29 protein-coding genes, 1 tRNA gene and 2 pseudogenes are annotated in these 17,207 nt (G+C 52.3%); 25 read left to right on the forward strand and 7 right to left on the reverse strand.

Annotation, left to right across the window (positions count from 1 at the left end):
• The 7 genes and pseudogenes from ACOI7Z_RS25105 to ACOI7Z_RS25135 all read right to left on the reverse strand — a co-directional run.
• Positions 1–171: pseudogene (locus ACOI7Z_RS25105) on the reverse strand (hypothetical protein); the annotation flags it as partial.
• A gap of 11 nt (positions 172–182) precedes the next feature.
• Positions 183–467 (reverse strand): host nuclease inhibitor GamL, encoded by a 285-nt coding sequence (gene gamL, locus ACOI7Z_RS25110; RefSeq protein ID WP_119186099.1) that lies wholly within the window; start codon positions 465–467, stop codon positions 183–185.
• Positions 468–474: 7 nt separating this feature from the next.
• Positions 475–1,443 (reverse strand): hypothetical protein, encoded by a 969-nt coding sequence (locus ACOI7Z_RS25115; RefSeq protein WP_420702451.1) that lies wholly within the window; start codon positions 1,441–1,443, stop codon positions 475–477.
• Between the two features lie 87 nt (positions 1,444–1,530).
• Positions 1,531–1,725 (reverse strand): hypothetical protein, encoded by a 195-nt coding sequence (locus ACOI7Z_RS25120; protein WP_004151303.1) that lies wholly within the window; start codon positions 1,723–1,725, stop codon positions 1,531–1,533.
• Entirely contained in the window at positions 1,718–1,843 is a 126-nt protein-coding gene (locus ACOI7Z_RS25125; protein ID WP_420702452.1) for a hypothetical protein, read from the reverse strand. The genes ACOI7Z_RS25120 and ACOI7Z_RS25125 overlap by 8 nt, the downstream gene beginning before the upstream one ends.
• Positions 1,844–2,103: 260 nt before the next feature.
• Positions 2,104–2,733, reverse strand: a complete 630-nt coding sequence (locus ACOI7Z_RS25130) for a hypothetical protein (RefSeq protein WP_420702453.1) — start codon at positions 2,731–2,733, stop codon at positions 2,104–2,106.
• 12 nt (positions 2,734–2,745) lie between these two features.
• On the reverse strand, positions 2,746–3,456 hold the full coding sequence (locus tag ACOI7Z_RS25135; RefSeq protein WP_047935477.1) for a LexA family transcriptional regulator: 711 nt from the start codon (positions 3,454–3,456) through the stop codon (positions 2,746–2,748).
• 119 nt (positions 3,457–3,575) lie between these two features.
• Between ACOI7Z_RS25135 and ACOI7Z_RS25140 the strand changes: the two genes are divergently transcribed.
• The 25 genes and pseudogenes from ACOI7Z_RS25140 (at position 3,576) to ACOI7Z_RS25260 (ending at position 17,204) form a co-directional block, all read left to right on the forward strand.
• Complete coding sequence (locus ACOI7Z_RS25140; RefSeq protein WP_085841925.1) at positions 3,576–3,803, forward strand: YdaS family helix-turn-helix protein; 228 nt, start codon at positions 3,576–3,578, stop codon at positions 3,801–3,803.
• A 39-nt stretch (positions 3,804–3,842) separates the two neighbouring features.
• Entirely contained in the window at positions 3,843–4,127 is a 285-nt protein-coding gene (locus ACOI7Z_RS25145; RefSeq protein WP_038435002.1) for a CII family transcriptional regulator, read from the forward strand.
• 34 nt (positions 4,128–4,161) lie between these two features.
• The gene (locus ACOI7Z_RS25150) at positions 4,162–4,308 is read left to right on the forward strand and encodes a hypothetical protein (RefSeq protein ID WP_004151298.1); all 147 of its coding nucleotides are present in this window, start codon (positions 4,162–4,164) and stop codon (positions 4,306–4,308) included.
• Positions 4,301–5,200 (forward strand): DNA replication protein, encoded by a 900-nt coding sequence (locus tag ACOI7Z_RS25155; protein ID WP_065801843.1) that lies wholly within the window; start codon positions 4,301–4,303, stop codon positions 5,198–5,200. The genes ACOI7Z_RS25150 and ACOI7Z_RS25155 overlap by 8 nt, the downstream gene beginning before the upstream one ends.
• 4 nt (positions 5,201–5,204) lie before the next feature.
• Positions 5,205–6,620: a DnaB-like helicase C-terminal domain-containing protein gene (locus ACOI7Z_RS25160; RefSeq protein ID WP_181963692.1), complete on the forward strand. Its 1,416-nt coding sequence runs from the start codon at positions 5,205–5,207 to the stop codon at positions 6,618–6,620.
• Positions 6,620–6,922, forward strand: coding sequence for a MarR family transcriptional regulator (locus ACOI7Z_RS25165; RefSeq protein WP_420702454.1), 303 nt, complete (start codon positions 6,620–6,622; stop codon positions 6,920–6,922). The genes ACOI7Z_RS25160 and ACOI7Z_RS25165 overlap by 1 nt, the downstream gene beginning before the upstream one ends.
• Entirely contained in the window at positions 6,919–7,395 is a 477-nt protein-coding gene (locus ACOI7Z_RS25170) for a hypothetical protein (RefSeq protein ID WP_420702455.1), read from the forward strand. Before ACOI7Z_RS25165 ends, ACOI7Z_RS25170 begins: the two co-directional genes overlap by 4 nt.
• 106 nt (positions 7,396–7,501) lie before the next feature.
• Positions 7,502–8,023: a hypothetical protein gene (locus ACOI7Z_RS25175; RefSeq protein WP_420702456.1), complete on the forward strand. Its 522-nt coding sequence runs from the start codon at positions 7,502–7,504 to the stop codon at positions 8,021–8,023.
• The gene (locus ACOI7Z_RS25180) at positions 8,023–8,298 is read left to right on the forward strand and encodes a hypothetical protein (RefSeq protein ID WP_420702457.1); all 276 of its coding nucleotides are present in this window, start codon (positions 8,023–8,025) and stop codon (positions 8,296–8,298) included. The genes ACOI7Z_RS25175 and ACOI7Z_RS25180 overlap by 1 nt, the downstream gene beginning before the upstream one ends.
• 7 nt (positions 8,299–8,305) lie before the next feature.
• Positions 8,306–9,169, forward strand: coding sequence for a hypothetical protein (locus ACOI7Z_RS25185; protein ID WP_420702458.1), 864 nt, complete (start codon positions 8,306–8,308; stop codon positions 9,167–9,169).
• Positions 9,169–9,357: a hypothetical protein gene (locus ACOI7Z_RS25190; RefSeq protein ID WP_232687808.1), complete on the forward strand. Its 189-nt coding sequence runs from the start codon at positions 9,169–9,171 to the stop codon at positions 9,355–9,357. The genes ACOI7Z_RS25185 and ACOI7Z_RS25190 overlap by 1 nt, the downstream gene beginning before the upstream one ends.
• On the forward strand, positions 9,350–9,655 hold the full coding sequence (locus ACOI7Z_RS25195) for a hypothetical protein (protein ID WP_420702459.1): 306 nt from the start codon (positions 9,350–9,352) through the stop codon (positions 9,653–9,655). The genes ACOI7Z_RS25190 and ACOI7Z_RS25195 overlap by 8 nt, the downstream gene beginning before the upstream one ends.
• Positions 9,656–9,907: 252 nt before the next feature.
• Positions 9,908–10,375: a recombination protein NinB gene (locus ACOI7Z_RS25200; protein WP_420702460.1), complete on the forward strand. Its 468-nt coding sequence runs from the start codon at positions 9,908–9,910 to the stop codon at positions 10,373–10,375.
• Positions 10,356–10,523: a NinE family protein gene (locus ACOI7Z_RS25205; RefSeq protein ID WP_420702461.1), complete on the forward strand. Its 168-nt coding sequence runs from the start codon at positions 10,356–10,358 to the stop codon at positions 10,521–10,523. Before ACOI7Z_RS25200 ends, ACOI7Z_RS25205 begins: the two co-directional genes overlap by 20 nt.
• Complete coding sequence (locus ACOI7Z_RS25210; RefSeq protein ID WP_420702462.1) at positions 10,520–11,188, forward strand: metallophosphoesterase; 669 nt, start codon at positions 10,520–10,522, stop codon at positions 11,186–11,188. The genes ACOI7Z_RS25205 and ACOI7Z_RS25210 overlap by 4 nt, the downstream gene beginning before the upstream one ends.
• Positions 11,181–11,807, forward strand: coding sequence for a recombination protein NinG (locus ACOI7Z_RS25215; RefSeq protein ID WP_420702463.1), 627 nt, complete (start codon positions 11,181–11,183; stop codon positions 11,805–11,807). The genes ACOI7Z_RS25210 and ACOI7Z_RS25215 overlap by 8 nt, the downstream gene beginning before the upstream one ends.
• Entirely contained in the window at positions 11,804–12,004 is a 201-nt protein-coding gene (locus ACOI7Z_RS25220) for a hypothetical protein (protein ID WP_338743738.1), read from the forward strand. Before ACOI7Z_RS25215 ends, ACOI7Z_RS25220 begins: the two co-directional genes overlap by 4 nt.
• Positions 11,991–12,089, forward strand: a pseudogene (locus ACOI7Z_RS25225) (hypothetical protein); the annotation flags it as partial. The gene ACOI7Z_RS25220 and the pseudogene ACOI7Z_RS25225, both read left to right, overlap by 14 nt.
• 41 nt (positions 12,090–12,130) lie before the next feature.
• Positions 12,131–12,940 carry an antitermination protein gene (locus tag ACOI7Z_RS25230; RefSeq protein WP_117272688.1) on the forward strand — a complete coding sequence of 270 codons (810 nt, stop codon included), beginning with the start codon at positions 12,131–12,133 and terminating at the stop codon, positions 12,938–12,940.
• Positions 12,941–13,175: 235 nt separating this feature from the next.
• Positions 13,176–13,251: transfer RNA gene (locus tag ACOI7Z_RS25235), tRNA-Thr, on the forward strand.
• A gap of 271 nt (positions 13,252–13,522) precedes the next feature.
• Positions 13,523–13,771, forward strand: coding sequence for a phage holin (locus ACOI7Z_RS25240; RefSeq protein WP_004151282.1), 249 nt, complete (start codon positions 13,523–13,525; stop codon positions 13,769–13,771).
• Between the two features lie 2 nt (positions 13,772–13,773).
• Positions 13,774–14,304 carry a lysozyme gene (locus ACOI7Z_RS25245; RefSeq protein WP_420702464.1) on the forward strand — a complete coding sequence of 177 codons (531 nt, stop codon included), beginning with the start codon at positions 13,774–13,776 and terminating at the stop codon, positions 14,302–14,304.
• Positions 14,301–14,768 carry a lysis protein gene (locus ACOI7Z_RS25250; RefSeq protein WP_420702465.1) on the forward strand — a complete coding sequence of 156 codons (468 nt, stop codon included), beginning with the start codon at positions 14,301–14,303 and terminating at the stop codon, positions 14,766–14,768. Before ACOI7Z_RS25245 ends, ACOI7Z_RS25250 begins: the two co-directional genes overlap by 4 nt.
• Positions 14,769–14,825: 57 nt before the next feature.
• The gene (locus ACOI7Z_RS25255; protein WP_420702466.1) at positions 14,826–15,869 is read left to right on the forward strand and encodes a terminase small subunit; all 1,044 of its coding nucleotides are present in this window, start codon (positions 14,826–14,828) and stop codon (positions 15,867–15,869) included.
• A 3-nt stretch (positions 15,870–15,872) separates the two neighbouring features.
• Positions 15,873–17,204 (forward strand): terminase large subunit domain-containing protein, encoded by a 1,332-nt coding sequence (locus ACOI7Z_RS25260; protein WP_420702467.1) that lies wholly within the window; start codon positions 15,873–15,875, stop codon positions 17,202–17,204.
• Positions 17,205–17,207 lie beyond the last annotated feature (3 nt).

Consider the following 17,207-nt stretch of genomic DNA (forward strand, 5'->3'; position numbering starts at 1 on the left):
TAACTCGCGCTCCTCAAAATAAGCGGTGTTAAAAACGTCTTTAGTTTTTTTGGTTTTGTCGCTTTCTAATGTTGCCCGGGCGATCGTCAGCACCGTAGGTTCAACGATGTCGGCACTGCTCAGATAGGGAGAGTCAAAAGCTTTTCGGTAGTGAGTTTTAGATTCAGACATTTCATGCATCCTTAAAACGGGCAGCCTGTGCGGTGATCCCAGTCGTATTCCGCCTGGGCGTAAGCTACTGCCGAGATGAGATCGTTATATGCCTCGCCAGCTGCATCGCTGCGGAGGCCTTCGTATGGGCTTTTGTCCATCGGTACAGAGAAGCGGAACAGGCCTGACGGCTCTTTCGGCAGAGAGTCGATAATTTCCTGCGCCCGATCGTCAATCCACTTTTGCTTCTCTTCGGTGAGCGTTTGCTCGGCCCACTTACGCTCTTCGATCACGTCATATGCGCGGTATGCGTTCATAACCACCTCAGTATTTGATGGTTGTAGCCGGGACTTTCCCGAGAGCTACAGCAATGATGCAGGCTTTAGCCCATTCATGAGGGATGCCCTGATTGATAAGAGCCTGTACCGCTGCTGTATTTATTCCGCGGCGATGTTCAACATCAGCGGCGCGGCGCGATTCTTCTTCGGCCTTGCGCTTCTCCTCAGCCAGGCGGGCCTGTTCGCGCTGCTCTGCCTCGCGGCGGATGCGATCGGCTTCTTCCTGTGCTTTGCGGCGCTCAGCTTCCACAGCGGCCTGCTTGTCAGCCTCAGCTTTCTGCTCGGCTGCAATGCGATCTCGCTCTGCCTGCTCAGCTTGTGCTTTCAATACAGCTTCACGATGCGCCGCTTCTTCACGTTCACGCTGTGCGCGCTGCTCAACTTCGCGGGCTGCTGCAGTTGCTGCCAGTCGCTTAATTTCTTCTTCATGGGCAATGCGCTGGCGCTCAGCCTCAGCCGCTTTATCTGCCTGCTCACGATCGAAAGCGTCATTCATCAGCAGAGCCATTTCGTGGTCAGACTCAATCCGAGCAGCCAGTTGCCGATCGAAGTCTTCATTCATGGCCAGTGCTTCGACGTGAAGTGCGAGCATGGCTTCTTCTGCCTTAATGCGTTCCTGTTCGGCTTCCCATTCGGTCAGCGGCTTACGTGTCGCATCGCGCAGTTCGTCACATGCGTCAACGAACCGCTTAATTTCCGCCTCAGCAGGGCGCACAGCCTCTTTAAGGCGTTTCAGGTACTCGCGTCCCGGCTTTTCGATTGCCGTCTTGCTGCGTGATACCTGCGCAGCGAGAGAAGCGACACGGTCACGACCTTTCTTGGTGGTCAGGTCCGGAACCTCGTTCACGGCCTGGCGAATCTGCTCCAGGTAAGCGTCAAGACCGCCAGCCCGGTACAGGGTCGGCGCCTGTTCTGGTTTTATTTCGATGACGGTTAAATCCATTATTTCGCTCATGGTTTCCCCTGAAATTTGGTTGTGAAACGCCCGGCACCGTATTGGCTGCCTGATAGCTCAGTTAAATTCGTGCGCTGATATGCGCGGTTAATGCGTCCCGGCTGGTACCAGGTTCGGCTCGATACTGCGTGAAGCGTATGGCCGGCGGATGTGGCGCAGATTGCCCTGCGGCTCATGCCAGTAGCTGCCGTCTCGATAGTCAAAGCTGACCAGCCAGGCGGCGCCGGTGCGGCGATTGCGCATCATCACGGCGCGTCCGTTGTTAGGAATTGAGTTAGCCATTGAACACCCCCTTAACGTGCAGAATTTTGATAACCACTGCCGCCCAGATAACGCCGCAGATCAGCAGGCAGTAAATCAGTGAACGAATGCCTTGTTTGCTCATTTGCCACCCCAGCACGGATAGCTAACTGCGATAACAGCAACCAAAAACGGAACGACCTTTAACCAAAAATTACGCCATGCAGGCTTGTCTTCTTCGCGGATCATCTCTTCACCTTTGCCTTATCGCGGCTAACGGGACGTTTTGACTTCACCCCGGCGTTGCCGGTGTTGTTTGGATGGGTTAATTAAACACCATGTGGATTGGAAGGTCAACACCATGTGGATTAATTTGGCAAAAAAATACACATCGCATTGTTTTGATGTGTATTTTTTATTCTATCTTGGGGATGAAAGAAGTGTCATTGGGTCGTGGTAGCCATACGAGCTTAACACCCAACAGGCATCGCCAATCTTAACAAGGATGTCCCTGCTTATGGGCTCTATTCCACTAATTCCTCGGATAATTCCTTCGGATTGGTTGCGAGGCATTCCTGCGCGTTGATTTTTGGAGATGGCACCGCAGATCATGCGGGCCATATAATCTGCATCTCCAGATTGAAATCTATTATAAGAAATTAGAAGATTATATTGCTGGTTTAGGTCTCTTGAATTTTCATTCACTAAAATATTTTTCTTGCAATTGTTATCTGAAAAGCATTTTTTTCTGAAATTAATTTCTGCTTCATCTGCTTTTTTATTATAAAACGTTTTGACACAATCTCTATCTTCACTTGCAGAACAAGTAATCACCAGATTGCTTATAAATTTATCATCTTCTTCTCCGTAATCTAAGTATCTAGATCTCTCCCATGATGCCGAGTGCTCACCTGTTGCGTAAGATAGAAGCACATCTCTCTTTTCTTGTGGTGTTCGAGCATTTGATACTGCTACGTCCTGAAGTTGACCTCTAGACAGGCATCCCGTTAACAAAAAAATAGAGAATAAAAAAAATACACTGTGTCTCAACTTGCCCTCCTGTTATCTTCTATATCTCAATACAGAATACCAAAAAACGAATCCAATAATTTCTACATTAACTTCATCATCCTCCTCATCTTCATAGTCTCTATTGATACTCCTTATTAAAATCTTTCCTCCTGGCTTCCTGTATAATTGTTTTATTCTTTTTAGTTCGCCTTGAGCTATAGCATAAAGCTCGCCATCAATAATTTTTTTATTATTTGTATCAACCGCAACGGTGGCCCCGTCAGGTATCACTGGCTCCATGCTATCCCCTGAAGCCGGGAAGCAGAGGACTCCATATCCGTCACTGTTGGCGCCAACTCTTCTCAAGGTTGACTTAGAGAACCTAAGTTTAAAGCCGTTGTGATCCTCTGATTGAACCCTACCATCACCGCAAGCAAACTCTATATCTTTCAAAAATGGGATTTCTACCTCATCTGATTCTATAGGGGTGTTGCTATCCCACGGCTCTACGTGGCCCCATTTCTCGATGGGGGCGATGTTGTTTGAATTGTGCTTTTTTGGCGCGCCATTGCCGCTCAATAACCAGTCAAGTGAATAACCAAACTTTTCAGATATTTGCTGTGCAGCTTCTCGGCTGATCGAGTCCCTTTTAATCCAGTTGTTTACTGTCTGGGCGCTAGTTGATAACCGGTCCGCAAGCTCTTTTTGCTTCAAACCCTCTGATTCAAGCAAGTACTTGATTCTATTAGATACTGTATTCATAAAACCCTCCGTAGCAACAATAGTAAACAACATGTTTATTTTTTCACATCATCATAATGTTGATTTAATCCACACCATGGATTAACATGGTGTTGATTAAACGCTAATGGAGCGACCACATGATCAACAAAAAGAGTGCCAACCAAACCCCTCTTGACCTCGCCATTAAAGCTGTTGGTGGCTCTCAGAAGGTTTTAGCTGAAAAAGTCGGTGTCACACCGCAAGCCATCAACATGCTGAAAAAGCGCGGGGGAAAGCTTCCTCTTTCCGAGGAAAAAATGCGGAAGTACGAGCAGGCAACAGGCTTACCGCGAGCAGTCCTTTACCCCAAAATCTTTGCCGCCTAACCCGCGGCCTTTCAAACACCACCAGAGGAAGTATCACAGATGGAGAATTCAACAGCACGAAACAAACACCAGGCCAGGAATATTGAGTCATGGCTGCATAACCAAATCGCAATGAAGGGGACGACCAATGTGGCCAATGCCATGGGTCTTACAAAGTCGAGCATCAGTAAATGGAAGGAAACCTGGATTCCGAAAATAGCAATGTTACTGGCGGTCTTGGAATGGGGAGTGGTCGATGACGACATGTCTCGACTGGCGAAAGAAGTGGCAAGCCTGCTTAGAAAAGAGATGGCCCCAAAGTGCTCGCAACACTTTGAGGCCTGATGCGAATTAACCGAACAAATTCACAGGAGTAATTATGCCTAAGAGCAACAGATTTTACCAGGCACAAACACACAAAAATGTTACCCGCGATCGCTTCATTCGCTCGGTTAACCCGGTGGTTGGCATGAAAATGCGCGCCATCCTAGAAGAGCTGAAACGGAAGGAGGAAGGCCGTGAGTAACGTATCCAATTTAGCCGAAGCCAGAGAGGCCAGAAGGCTCCAGAAACCGCGCACGAATGACGGTAAGGGGTTTGCCTTGCTGCACCGTAAAATTATGGATGTGCCGTTCTACAAGGATGCTGAGGCGGCTCATCTATGGGTTCACCTGCTCTTGCGCGCTAATCATGAACAGACACTGGTATCGACTGATGTCGGCGATGTGATGTGCGAAAGAGGGGAGTTCATCACCGGGCGAAACACACTGGCAATGGAAACGGGGTTAACCGCTGATCGCGTTAAATCACTGCTCCGTAAATTCCAGAACCTGGGCATGATCACCACCAAATCGAACAACCGTTTTACTGTTCTAAAAGTGGTCAAGTATGACGAATATCAGTCAAATTTTTGTCCAGCCGGTGTCCAGCAGGTGTCCAGCCAAAACGCAGTCGTACCAATGCCTGCGGAGGTGGAGTGTCCAGCCGGTGTCCAGCCAGTGTCCACAGATAACAATATATTAAATAACTTACTACCTAACGGTAGTAAGTATGTCGCAAATGACCAGAAACCGGCTGAAGAGAAAAAGTCACGTTTGTCATGCGATGAAGTATGGCAATGCCTGAAAGACGAACTACCTGAAGCCAGGGGGTGGAGATGCCTCACTGATGAGCGACGCAATCTGATCCGCACCTTCTGGAGCAAGGCGAACAAAATCGCACGCAATCTGGATGGTAAGCCGATGGACATGGATGGGTTTCGCGACTACCTCCGCTACATCGCTCAGAACTGTCGCTGGATGCTGGAAGACCGACCAGACCAGAAGTCAGGGAAGACATGGCGCCGCATGAAATTCGATAAGTTTCTGACGGAAAAACTCTACATCGAAGTGCGTGAGGGGGACCGTGATGACCGCTGATTTCATGACCCCTCCGCACAGCATTGAAGCAGAGCAGAGCGTGCTGGGCGGGCTCCTGCTGGACGACGACAACAGCGAGCGTACTCAGAAGGTACTTTCGATTCTCAAGCCAGAATCGTTCTACGCGCGCCCTCATCAGGTAATTTTCGCTGAAATGCGCCAGATGTACCGCGACCATAAGCCGGTTGATCTGCTGACCCTGTTTGATGCTCTGGAAAGTAAGGGGCTGACAGAGACCGTTGGTGGCTTTGCATACCTGGCTGAAATGTCGAAGAACACGCCAAGCGCGGCGAACATCGTGGCCTATGCAATGCGTGTCCGTGAGACCGCGATGGAACGCTACGGTATCGAGAAAACGACGAAGGCGATCGAATTGCTTTATGCCCGCAACGGCATGACGGCAGAGCAGAAGTTTGACGCAATTCAGGGATTATTCACTGAGATAACCGAGCACGTAAAAACAGGTCGACGGACAGGGCTTCGCACGTTCTATGACGCTGTAACTGACTGGTCGGCGGAATTCGACGAAAGGCTCAAGCCGGATGGTCGTTCCCGCGGGTTGTCTACCGGGATCCGCTCTCTGGATGAGTTACTCGGTGTTAAGCGCATTGTGCGCGGCAGCCTGTTTGTTATCGGAGCACGCCCGAAGATGGGTAAAACCACGCTCTATACCCAGATGGGGATCAACTGCGCCACGGTAGAAAATGAGCCGGCCCTGATGTTCTCACTGGAAATGCCGGAAGGGCAGATGGTGGAGAAAATCACTGCGCAGAAGGGGCGGATCTCTCCAAACCTGTTTTACCCGGATATGACGAAGGAAGACTACGGATATCGCGGCGACTGGAACGGCGATCTGAAGAAAGCTACCGGCGTTATGGGAGCGCTGATTGACACCAATAACCTCCTGATTGATGACACCCCGGGTATTTCACTGGCGCATGTCATGGCTGAGTCACGTCGCATCAAGCGCGAACGCGGCAAGGTCGGAATGATCCTCGTTGACTACCTGACGCTGATGACTGCCGATAAGGCAGAGCGAAATGACCTTGCTTACGGGCTGATCACCAAAGGCCTCAAGACCCTGGCGAAGGAGCTGGATTGCGTCGTGGTTCTCCTGACTCAGCTTAACCGTGAGCTTGAGAAGCGAACCAATAAGCGCCCCTTGCCGAGCGATTCCCGCGACACCGGGCAGATTGAACAGGACTGCGATTACTGGCTGGCCATATACCGAGAGGGCGCCTACGACGAGAACGCAAACCAGAGTGACACAGAGCTCCTACTGCGCCTTAACCGGCATGGTGAGACAGGTGTTGTCTATTGCGAGCAGCGTCACGGGGCGATTTATGACTGCGATCAGGAAGCTGCCAGTCAGCGCCGGCGAGAGAAAGAGGAAAAACCAACCAAGCGGGGTGGATTTTGATGAAAAAGAACTCGGGCAAACAAGCCGTTATTAACTTCATCGGCCAGCATCCTGGCTGCAGCTTTCAGGATATCCGCCGCGGCACCGGGCTTGACTCTTCGGTGGTCAATTCCTCCCTGTGGCAGATGCACCGTGACGGCCAGGTTAAGCGTGAAGGTGAGTGCAGGAGCTACCGCTACACCCTGATTGACACAACAGCCGTAACCGAAAGCGATCCGTCTGTTCAGTATCGCCAGCGTCCTGGCGCCGCAAACCCAATGACCAACCTTTTTAACCAGTGCCTGGCGGGAGTAAGAAAATGACTATCACACTACAGGCAGTAAACGAGCTCATCGCCTCTCTGGAGAGTGCGGGCGAGCTGTCGATCAGAGAGCAGAAGTATCTGGAGCTGGCGAAAGAGTTTCGCATTTGCAGCACCTCACTGGACGCCGTCATAAGAACCGGGAATGCGCTGGCAGACCAAAATGCTCAGCTGGCTGCGGAGAATGCGGCGCTGAAGACGTTCTGCAAAAACGCTGCATTTGATGCCGACTATGAAGCCGAACTTGGCATGGAAAGGGGAGGGTTTACTGACGCTCTCAACGATATCGAAACCCCCGCTACCGATCGCATCGTAGCCGGGATTAAGGCTGATGGGGTGGAGGAGTTCATTGGTCGCCTGCAGCAGCATGTCGATGAGGGTGATTTTGTAGGCGATGAAGTTGCCGTAATTGTTGGCGCTATCGACTGCGGTAAGGAGTTTTCCCAGCAGCTGCGCGAGGGGGCCGACAAATGATTACCGGGACTGCTAACTATGACGATGTTGCAGAAGTCCGCTGCGCCTTTTGCGGCGGTTATTACAAGGCCGACGATCCGGAAAGTCACGAATGTGAGGATGCAGCATGACTGATATCACCGAACTGGCGCAGAGCCTGAAAGCGGCAGCAGAGAAGTGGCAAGAGGCATGGGGTAAATATGACAAAGTCGAAATCACTATTGCCGAGTTTATACGTGCCGCCAATCAATACGAAAGCATAGTGAAAGACCCAGCCAACGTCATCGAGCTGGTAGAGGCGCTGGCATCAGAGAAAAGGATTTGCACAACGTGGAGAAAAACAGCTGAGGCTAACAGCGAAAAGCTGGAGAAGGCGCAGGCCAAAGCAGATGTATACGACATGCTTCGGGATGACTACGGTTTGCGCGAAAAAGGTGTTGGGCTTGCAGACTTCGTTGACTGGCAGGCTAATCGCATCGCCGAGCTGGAGTCCCGCACCGTCACCGTGAAGCTGACCGATATTAACGAGTACCTGGCAGAGGTTCACGATAAAACGCTAAATCGGGCCTTCCGGCTACTGGCTGAAGGTGTGCGTGCTGGTGATGTCGCTGCTATGCGCGCCGCTGGCATCAAGGTGGAGGCTGAGTGATGGAAACTGTGAAATTTGCTGTGCAATTACTCAAAAGCGATGACTGCGTAACTTTGATGGGACGCGGCGAGGTCAGCAAGGAGGATCTCATCGAAGAGGCTATTCGCCAGGGTGAGATAGACGCCGATGACCGCGAACGCTTTGAAAAGGCTGAATTCTGCGCTAATAAGTGGATGAAGGCCGTTCCGCGAGAGGGTTATTCAACCTACTACTACGAGTCGCGTGAAAGCGTTCGCGGTGCATTCAAAGCAACCTGTTTACAATACCTGTGGTGAGGCAACCATGACCAAATCAACCATAAACAGAGAGCGCCTGCAGGAAATCGCTGAAGATGGATTCCTGAAGCATGGCGAAAGCAAAGCGTTAGCCCGCATGGCGCTGGCCGCAATGGACGGTGAGTCTTGGTGTTTGCCTCTCGACTACCTACAGGGACACAAAGACGGTCTGGAGTGGGCCGCCCAACTGGCAGAAGCCAATCACCCTGAAAAAGGAGACTGGCTTTACGATGACCCTATCGAGCTGGCAAAAGCCATTCGCAAAGGTCCAGATATGCCGCCAGCGCAGCCGGTAGCGGGCAGCGAGCCGGATCGCAATCCTGTGCTGGCGTATGCCGACAGTTATCGTGATATGGCGAAACAAGGCATCGAGTCAGTCCCAATATGGAGCGTCATTACCGACCTCGAGCGAAACATTGCTCCGCTCTATCGCCACGCGCAGCCAGCCCAGGAATATCCCGAAGTGTTGCCCTGCCCGGTATTACTGGAGCCGGGAATGCGCTTCGGTAAAGGCGTTAAAATCAGACTGGTACTGGAAGCTATCCAATGCAGGGCTGAGCATTGCGCAGAACTTGAGGCCATGACGCCAGATGAGCGGGCTGAATACGACGCTAATATCGAAGCGTTCAAAGCTATGTTGCCGCAGCCAGCGCCGTTAGTGCCTGATGGTTACGTGATGGTGCCGAAGGAGCCGACAGAAGCAATGATGCTGCATAATTCAGGATGCCAGCACCACGCTTGGGATGATCCTGATTGTGCAATGCGCCAGACGCGCAGGTTAATTTGGTCACATATGCTTGCAGCCGCCCCGCAGGAGGCTATTAACGAATTGATTCCGTTAGTATCGCGGAATGAGCAGGAGGGGAAGTGATGGCGTATATCTTCCTGATTTTCGTCATCAGCAGCAATACATCGAATATGCAGGTGGTGCCCATGCAGAGTATGGAGCAGTGCAAGGCAGCCATTAAGGCGATGAAAGTTGCAGATGATAAGAGGTCCTGGGACGACGTTTCGCCGAGCGTAGATAATATTCAATGCGTAGAGGTGAGCCATGGCTGAGTTACGCGCAGGTGGGATGGCAATATTCATTGCCGGGCCAGCAGAATTAATTGGAGTGGTGGTTATCACTGAGCGGCTTGTAGGACCGAATGAGACTATTAAATTACCTGGTGGACGGCGGGTTAGGAATTCTGGTTCTTCGAGGTGGCTGGTTTATAACGACAGAATTGTAGTAACCCTGTCTAATGGCTCAACGCTGAATGATTACGCCCTGGTGTTTCAGCACTGGCTGATGCCAATTGACGGCGACGACTTCAGCAATGAAGACGAGCGCCAGAAGGAGCGGGAGCATGCCTAAATCCCCCGCAGAACGTAAAGCCTCCAGTTGAAATCAAACCCCTCTCCGGAGGGGTTTACTCGTATATGCTCATTTTGCTTTTATCCCCGTAACGGGCGATAATTACCTGGTCAGTCTGGACAACTGACAACTTTACCCCGGCGCCAAGTGGGGACACATGGCGCACAAAACCTTACAGCAATTCCTGTCACCGATGGCGAAGGCCACCGGCGATTTTCTGCATTCAGCTTTTGACCTCTGCGGAGGTGAAGCGTGAAGCAACAATTCTGCCTTATCAACGACAACGTTAAGCGTAACGTCGTCAACTTCATCCAGTCTCTGCCCGTCGACCACCGATCGCCGCTGATTATCGAGGCGCGCGAAGAAAGCCGTACGGACAAACAGAATCGCCTCATGTGGCCACTTTTGAAAGACCTGAGCGATCAGGTGATTTGGCACGGCGAAAAGCTGGAGCCAGCGGAGTGGAAAGACCTCATCACCGTGCTGGTCAGCCAGATGCAAAATCAGGAGCGTGAGCAGAAATCCGCCCCGGGCATCAACGGCGGGCGCGTCTACTTCGGCGTTCGCACCTCTCAATCCAGCAAGCGCTACATGGTCGAGGTGATCGAGGCGATTTACTGGTTCGGCACCGAGCACAATGTGAAGTTTAGCGAGAAGTCCAGCAGTCGGATTGCATGGGCCCAGGAATGGAGGGCTTCTCATGCACAGTCTGCTAGCTAAGGTCATCGAGCGCGGTATTTTCCGCGTGCCAGCGCGCCGCAAGCGCAAGGTCGAAGTTAAACCGTCAGATATACCCACCTTTCACTATACGGCTCACCTGGCAGATGTCCGCTGGCTTCGCCGTGCTGCCAGAAGGAAAATTGCATGAGTCTCTACCGAAGCATTAATGGATCTATCTGGCGCAACATCTGGGTTGTTGGTGATCTGCATGGGTGCCATACGCTGCTGATGAACGAACTGGAAAGGGTCCGTTTTGACCCATTGTGTGATCTGCTGATCTCGGTAGGTGACCTTATCGACCGTGGCGCGGAAAACGTCGAATGCCTTGAGCTAATTGCAATGCCCTGGTTTATGGCTGTAAGAGGGAACCATGAGCAGATGATGCTCGACGGACTATCCTCCTCCGGGAACGTGAATCACTGGCTTGCTAACGGTGGCGGATGGTTCTTTAACCTTGACTACGACAAAGAACGCCTGGCTATCGCGTTGGCCCATTTGGTTGCAGGTTTGCCACTCATCATCGAGGTAATGACCGAGGGTAAGAGGGTGGTGGTCTGCCATGCTGACTACCCTCATAACGAATATGCGTATGACAAGCCCGTCGATGCAGAACAGGTGATCTGGAATCGTGAGCGAGTGAGCGCGGCTCAGGATGGGATAGTGAATGAAATATCCGGTGCAGACCTGTTTATTTTTGGGCATACCCCGGCACATCAGCCAAGCCAGTACGCCAATCAGATGTATATCGATACCGGGGCTGTATTCTGCGGCCGCCTGACCTTGGTACAGATCCAGGGTGGTGATCATGCATAAACCAGCGCGTCGTAAATGCGCCCACTGCCGCGAATGGTTCCATCCTGCCCGGGAAGGGCAGGTGGTATGCAGTTTTGAATGCGCCAGCGCGATCGGCAAAAAACAGGCGGCAAAAGCCCGAGAAGCTGCAAAGAAAAAGGCGCTACAGCGTCAGCGCGAATCGGAGAAAGAGGGCCGTCAACGCCGCCGGGCTAAGCGTATTGAGCTCAAAACAAAATCTCAATGGCGCAGCGAAGCACAGACAGCGTTTAACAAATACGTACGCCTGCGCGACGCAGGGAAGCCCTGCATTAGCTGTGGGCGACTGCCAGAGCAGAAGTTGGGCGGAACTATGGATTGTGGACACTACCGCACCCGGGGCGCCGCTCGTCACCTGTCGTTCAATCTGCATAACACGGCAGCGCAATGCGTCTATTGCAACCGTGACCGGGCTGGCGCGCAAAAGGCATTCGAGCAGGGGCTTATTCAGAGAATCGGTCCGGAGGCCGTCGAGGCGCTGAACAACGACAACACCATCCGTAATTTCGATATTCCCTACCTGCAGCGCATCAAATCCATATTCACCCGTAAAGCCCGCGCGCTGGAGAAGCGCCGTGCCCGCCATCAGGAGGCCGCATGAAATTATTTACTCCAGTTGAAGCGAGAAAGTTTGTTGCCAGCACCTGGTATGAAACTACGCAGCTTTCAAAAAGAGAAAAGCTTTATGCGAAAACGCGTGAGCTGATAAGCGGCGATCGCGTGGAGATCATCTGTCAAACAGATAACCCAGAGTACCGAAAGTCAGCACGTGAATGGTGGAAACATGACCATGGCTGATTTTGAGCGATACCAGGCAGAAAGCGTTAAGCGCGCCAGCATGCCGCCAATAGCTAAGCACAGTCAGACTAAAGCAAGTCAGCCAAATAAATTCGTTCGCATCTATCAGACCCTGGGAGAGACAGCATGAACCTCGAATCTATCGCCAAATACTTCGCGCCTAAATCACCAATGCTGAGTGACTCGCCACGGGCTACTGCATCTGATGGTCTAACCGGCACTGACATCATGGCCGCTCTTGGGCTGGTAAATGCCAAGTGCGGATTCGGCTTCGACCTCTATCTTGCAAAGATCGGGGTAAGCACACCTGACCGAGCAATGGAGCTACTTTATGAATCAGCAGAGCGATTATCAATCCGCTTTAACATCGTTTCAGAACTCAGCCAGGACGTTCGCAAAAGAGTACTCGAAGTTCTGTGTGCTTTTGCATACCAGGATTACACGCGAAGTGCTGCCAGCGTTAGAAAATGCACTTGCTGCGATGGGACTGGCTTCACAGAGGCCCAGGTATTCACCAATAAATGCTCATATCCGTGGGGCAAGCCACCTTATTGGGCAAAGATGTCCCGAGCGGTTCGCCCAAGCCACTGGGAGAGCTGGAGCGAAGTGCGCGAGGTGGTCAAAGTTAAATGCTCAACCTGTAACGGAAAGGGTGCTATCAGCAATTCGTGTCGCTGCAATGGGAAAGGAAAGGTACTGGATAAAGAGACCAGCGAGCGACTTGGCCTACCGGTAATGAAGGTGTGCGATCGCTGCAGCGGAAGAGGCTATGCGCGCATGAAATTTTCGACGGTGCTGGAAGGGGTAAGGGCCGTGGCTGACATCAAGAAAACGGTAGCCTATGAGCAGTTGCAACCGTTCTTTGAAGAGCTGGTAGCCGAATGCCACAAACAGGAATCATACGCTGATGTCATTCTCTCCAGGATAACGAAATAATGAGTATTTTCTACAAAATTAGATTTTTGTGGAAATTGGCTATTGCAATTCCCGGAAAAACTGGTTAGATTCATCCCTAACGCTGGGAATCCGTTCAGTCGTTCCGAAGCAAAAAATTTAAGCCCGAGGTTAACGCCTTGGGTTTTTTTATGCCTGCGATCCGGTCAGGGCTCTTGGGTTGAGACGTGCTGCATTACGCGTCGACACCCGCCGCGCAAGAGCCCTGAACCAGATTGCTGGTTTAGCTCAGCAGGTAGAGCGCCTGCCTTGTAAGCAGGGTGTCGGCGGTTCGATTCCGTCAACCAGCACCAGATAATGGCCTGACCTGATAACGGGTTCATACCCCAACTTATCAGGGTCGCTGCTGCAACAGCGTCGCAGGCCGCCAGACCCAGCCAGGGTATTTTCGGTCATCACCGACATTGCTATTACCCTCATGCTTATTGCCTGCCTAACCGCAGGCTTTTTTATTTTCAGGGTCGCGGGAATCACCCTCGACGCTTTTTTGGTAAATCAGCCCGACGGCCCTGAACCTTTTACTGACTACAGATAGCACCCCGAACATTATCGGAGGTGGAGACTATGAAAATGCCTGACAAAATCTTTTCGGCGGCCTCGTACTGCACGTCAGGCGGCCTGATATGTACCGGGCTGGCAAGGACCTATGACTGGTTTCATGGCCTTGACTGGAATTTTATTGCCCTGGCCAGCGGCGTGATAATCGGTGTAGCGACCTACCTGACCAATCTCTACTTTAAGCGCCGCTGGACGAAGATGTATCAGCAGTCCCTCGATCGTGGTTATGGTGGCCCGCCACCGCAGGATGAATAGCGATGGCTAACCTGAAAACAAAACTCAGCGCGGCCATGCTGGCGCTTATCGCTGCTGGCGCATCAGCTCCCGTTCTCATGGATCAGTTCCTGAATGAGAAAGAGGGCAATAGCCTCACGTCATATCGCGATGGCGCGGGCATCTGGACGGTATGCCGAGGAGCTACCCGGGTAGATGGCAGGCCTGTAACGCAGGGGATGAAGCTAACCCAGGCCAAATGCGATCAGGTAAATGCAGTCGAGCGCAATAAGGCGCTGGCTTGGGTTGATCAGAATGTGCGGGTTCATCTGACGCCTCCTCAAAAGGTCGGAATTGCCAGTTTCTGCCCCTATAACATCGGGCCCGGCAAATGCTTCCCTTCCACCTTCTACCGCAAGCTGAATGCCGGTGATCGAAAAGGTGCCTGCGCTGAAATTCGCCGGTGGATTTTTGATGGCGGGAAAGATTGTCGCGTGCGCTCCAACAATTGTTACGGCCAGGTATCTCGCCGTGATCAGGAAAGCGCACTGGCATGTTGGGGGATAGATGAATGAGCCGATTAACCGCCATTATCAGCGCCGTAGTGATTTGCCTGATAGTCAGTCTAGGCTGGCTGGCCAGCCACTACCACGACAATGCCACCGAGTTCAAAAGGCAGCGAGACAAAGTGACTGAGCAACTCAGCCTGGCGAACGACACCATCGCTGACATGCAGACCCGCCAGCGAGACGTCGCAGCGCTCGATGCCAAATACACGAAGGAATTAGCCGATGCAAAAGCTGAAAATGATGCTCTGCAGCGCAAGCTTGATAATGGTGGTCGGGTGCTCGTCAAAGGCAAGTGTCCAGTGTCATCCGCAACCCAAACCACCGGCACCTCCAGCATGGGCGATGATGCCACCATCGAACTCTCTGCAGTTGCTGGACGAAACGTTCTCGGTATCCGGTCCGGAATCGTCAGCGACCAAACAGCCTTGAAGGCGCTGCAGGAATACATCACCACGCAGTGCCTGAAGTAAGGCATTACAGAGCCACTTCCAGAGGTGGCTCGATAATGTCACAACGAGGTAAGGACTATGGCAAAACCGGACTGGGGAGCACTGCAGCACCAGTTCCTCGCCGAGCATGCCAAAACAGGAATATCCCCGAAAGACTGGTGCGCAGCGCAGGGACTGAATTATTCATCTGCGAAACGCTATATCAAAGTAACGACTTACGGTGCGAATTCGCAAAAAAAAACTGCGAACAAATCTGCGAATTCGCAGATGGGCAAAGAGCCAAAAAAATCTGCGAAAGCAGAGCCTGAGACCGAAGCAAGGCCTGCCATTGTAGAACATTATCATGCGGAAAAGACCCCAGGTGATTTCGGCATTTCTGACCAGCAAGCCAAATTTGCTGAGCATGTGGTGAACGGTGAAAGCCGAACCGAAGCATACCGGAAATCTGGGTATGCAGGGGAGGGTGCGGTTGCTTGGGCAGCGGCGTCTCGCCTGTTAAGGAATGTTAAGGTTTCACGCTACGTGCATCACCTGCGCAATGAGCGACAGAAGCGATACGCTGCAGAACTCGATGATGTGATCGGTCAGTTGACCGCAATCATTAACGCTGACCCAAACGAGATATCTCAATACCGTCGCGTTAACTGCCGGTACTGCTGGGGAAGCGATCACAAATATCAATGGCGAGATATCGCCGAGCAGCTATCCGCTGAGCGCAAGGCTGAATCGGATGGTGCCGCGCCGCCAGATACATCCGGCGGAATTGGCTTTGTCGACAACGCCGATCCAAATCCAGAGTGCCCTCGCTGTAATGGTGAAGGGGTAGGAGAGCCTTTCTTTGCTGACACTCGCGATCTTGAAGGTGACGCGCGCTATCTGCTGCAGGGCGTGAAACTGGGCAAGTTCGGGATAGAAATCCTGACAGCGGATAAGGATAGCGCCCGGAAAGAGCTTGCTCGCCTTATCCTTTTGCGATCGACGAGTGAGCGCCAGGCTCAACTTGATATTGAGCGTCTTGAGCTGCAAAACGAGAAACTCAAGCGCGAAATAGATGTGCTGAAAGACGGCGACAAGGATAACGCGATCGTCGTGCATAACTCGCTGCCAATCCCGGGAAGATAAATCATGGCCGACATTTACCTACCCACGCTACACAACGGGCAGTTAACGGTCTGGTCTGACTCCTGGGATCACCAGTTGAATGCGGTTCGCTGTGGTCGACGCTGGGGGAAAACCTTCATGCTGTCGAGCGCTGCGGTGACCTACGCAACGTCGCAGTTCCGGCGCCCGGGCATGGACATCGAGCTGGGAGGGCGGGTTGGTATCTTCACTGCCGAGTATCGCCAGTACCAGGAGATCTACGACAAGCTGGAAGAAATCCTGCTGCCGCTGAAAAAGAGCTTCAGCCGGCAGGAAAAGCGCCTGCTGCTGAAGAACGGCGGGAAGATTGATTTCTGGGTAACCAACGATAACAAACTGGCTGGTCGTGGTCGTGAGTACGAAATTATCCTGATTGATGAGGCGGCATTTACCAAGTCGCCTGAAATGCTGAAGGAGATTTGGCCGAAGTCGATTAAGCCGACGCTGCTGACGACAAAGGGGCGGGCCTACGTATTCTCAACGCCTGACGGTGTGGACGAAGAAAATTTCTTCTATGCCATCTGCCATAACAAAGACCTTGGGTTCCATGAGCATCACGCGCCGACGTCATCAAACCCCTTCGTTCCTCCCGAGGAGCTGGAGAAAGAGCGACAGAACAACGACCCGCGCGTTTTCCGGCAGGAGTTCCTGGCCGAGTTCGTCGACTGGTCCGCTGCGTCGCTGTTCGACGTCCGCAAATGGTTCGAGGGTGAAAACCAGGATCAGCCTGTCGATTACCCTGAGATGTGCCAGGCCGTTTTCGCTGTCATGGATACCGCCGTTAAGGGCGGTACTGAGCACGACGGCACGGCTGTGGTTTACTACGCCGTAGACACCCTGCCCGGAATTCAGCGCCTGACTATTCTTGACTGGGATGTGGTGCAGATCGATGGCGCGCTTCTGGAAGAGTGGATTCCGTCAGTTTTCACCCGGCTGAATGAGCTATCCGGCCAGTGCGTCGCTGTAAACGGTAGCCTCGGCGTGTTCATTGAAGACGCCAGCATGGGCAGCATCCTCCTGCAGAAAGGCGAGAGCCTGGGATGGCCGGTCAACAAAATTGAATCCGCCCTGACCAGCAAAGGGAAGGACGAGCGCGCCATTATGGCCTCCGGGTATCACTACCGCGGGCTGGCGAAAATATCCCGATACGCCTACGAGAAGACGGCCGTCTTCAAGGGCGAAACAGCAAACCATCTGCATAAGCAGGTATCACGATTCCACCTTGCCGATAAGAACGCGCACAAGCGCGCCGACGATTTGCTGGATGATTACACCTACGGGCTGATCATCGCGTTCGGTAGCGGCGACGCACTCTAGCGA

The sequence above is a fragment of the Klebsiella sp. C283 genome, from assembly GCF_048822555.1.
GTDB lineage: Bacteria > Pseudomonadota > Gammaproteobacteria > Enterobacterales > Enterobacteriaceae > Klebsiella > Klebsiella quasipneumoniae.

What these genes read in the sequence shown, in the direction of transcription:
- gamL (WP_119186099.1), bottom strand. Translation starts at nt 467, where the DNA reads ATGAACGCATACCGCGCATATGACGTGATCGAAGAGCGTAAGTGGGCC.
- ACOI7Z_RS25115 (WP_420702451.1), bottom strand. Translation starts at nt 1,443, where the DNA reads ATGAGCGAAATAATGGATTTAACCGTCATCGAAATAAAACCAGAACAG.
- ACOI7Z_RS25120 (WP_004151303.1), bottom strand. Translation starts at nt 1,725, where the DNA reads ATGGCTAACTCAATTCCTAACAACGGACGCGCCGTGATGATGCGCAAT.
- ACOI7Z_RS25135 (WP_047935477.1), bottom strand. Translation starts at nt 3,456, where the DNA reads ATGAATACAGTATCTAATAGAATCAAGTACTTGCTTGAATCAGAGGGT.
- ACOI7Z_RS25140 (WP_085841925.1), top strand. Translation starts at nt 3,576, where the DNA reads ATGATCAACAAAAAGAGTGCCAACCAAACCCCTCTTGACCTCGCCATT.
- ACOI7Z_RS25145 (WP_038435002.1), top strand. Translation starts at nt 3,843, where the DNA reads ATGGAGAATTCAACAGCACGAAACAAACACCAGGCCAGGAATATTGAG.
- ACOI7Z_RS25150 (WP_004151298.1), top strand. Translation starts at nt 4,162, where the DNA reads ATGCCTAAGAGCAACAGATTTTACCAGGCACAAACACACAAAAATGTT.
- ACOI7Z_RS25160 (WP_181963692.1), top strand. Translation starts at nt 5,205, where the DNA reads ATGACCCCTCCGCACAGCATTGAAGCAGAGCAGAGCGTGCTGGGCGGG.
- ACOI7Z_RS25165 (WP_420702454.1), top strand. Translation starts at nt 6,620, where the DNA reads ATGAAAAAGAACTCGGGCAAACAAGCCGTTATTAACTTCATCGGCCAG.
- ACOI7Z_RS25170 (WP_420702455.1), top strand. Translation starts at nt 6,919, where the DNA reads ATGACTATCACACTACAGGCAGTAAACGAGCTCATCGCCTCTCTGGAG.
- ACOI7Z_RS25175 (WP_420702456.1), top strand. Translation starts at nt 7,502, where the DNA reads ATGACTGATATCACCGAACTGGCGCAGAGCCTGAAAGCGGCAGCAGAG.
- ACOI7Z_RS25180 (WP_420702457.1), top strand. Translation starts at nt 8,023, where the DNA reads ATGGAAACTGTGAAATTTGCTGTGCAATTACTCAAAAGCGATGACTGC.
- ACOI7Z_RS25185 (WP_420702458.1), top strand. Translation starts at nt 8,306, where the DNA reads ATGACCAAATCAACCATAAACAGAGAGCGCCTGCAGGAAATCGCTGAA.
- ACOI7Z_RS25190 (WP_232687808.1), top strand. Translation starts at nt 9,169, where the DNA reads ATGGCGTATATCTTCCTGATTTTCGTCATCAGCAGCAATACATCGAAT.
- ACOI7Z_RS25195 (WP_420702459.1), top strand. Translation starts at nt 9,350, where the DNA reads ATGGCTGAGTTACGCGCAGGTGGGATGGCAATATTCATTGCCGGGCCA.
- ACOI7Z_RS25205 (WP_420702461.1), top strand. Translation starts at nt 10,356, where the DNA reads ATGCACAGTCTGCTAGCTAAGGTCATCGAGCGCGGTATTTTCCGCGTG.
- ACOI7Z_RS25210 (WP_420702462.1), top strand. Translation starts at nt 10,520, where the DNA reads ATGAGTCTCTACCGAAGCATTAATGGATCTATCTGGCGCAACATCTGG.
- ACOI7Z_RS25215 (WP_420702463.1), top strand. Translation starts at nt 11,181, where the DNA reads ATGCATAAACCAGCGCGTCGTAAATGCGCCCACTGCCGCGAATGGTTC.
- ACOI7Z_RS25220 (WP_338743738.1), top strand. Translation starts at nt 11,804, where the DNA reads ATGAAATTATTTACTCCAGTTGAAGCGAGAAAGTTTGTTGCCAGCACC.
- ACOI7Z_RS25230 (WP_117272688.1), top strand. Translation starts at nt 12,131, where the DNA reads ATGAACCTCGAATCTATCGCCAAATACTTCGCGCCTAAATCACCAATG.
- ACOI7Z_RS25240 (WP_004151282.1), top strand. Translation starts at nt 13,523, where the DNA reads ATGAAAATGCCTGACAAAATCTTTTCGGCGGCCTCGTACTGCACGTCA.
- ACOI7Z_RS25245 (WP_420702464.1), top strand. Translation starts at nt 13,774, where the DNA reads ATGGCTAACCTGAAAACAAAACTCAGCGCGGCCATGCTGGCGCTTATC.
- ACOI7Z_RS25250 (WP_420702465.1), top strand. Translation starts at nt 14,301, where the DNA reads ATGAGCCGATTAACCGCCATTATCAGCGCCGTAGTGATTTGCCTGATA.
- ACOI7Z_RS25255 (WP_420702466.1), top strand. Translation starts at nt 14,826, where the DNA reads ATGGCAAAACCGGACTGGGGAGCACTGCAGCACCAGTTCCTCGCCGAG.
- ACOI7Z_RS25260 (WP_420702467.1), top strand. Translation starts at nt 15,873, where the DNA reads ATGGCCGACATTTACCTACCCACGCTACACAACGGGCAGTTAACGGTC.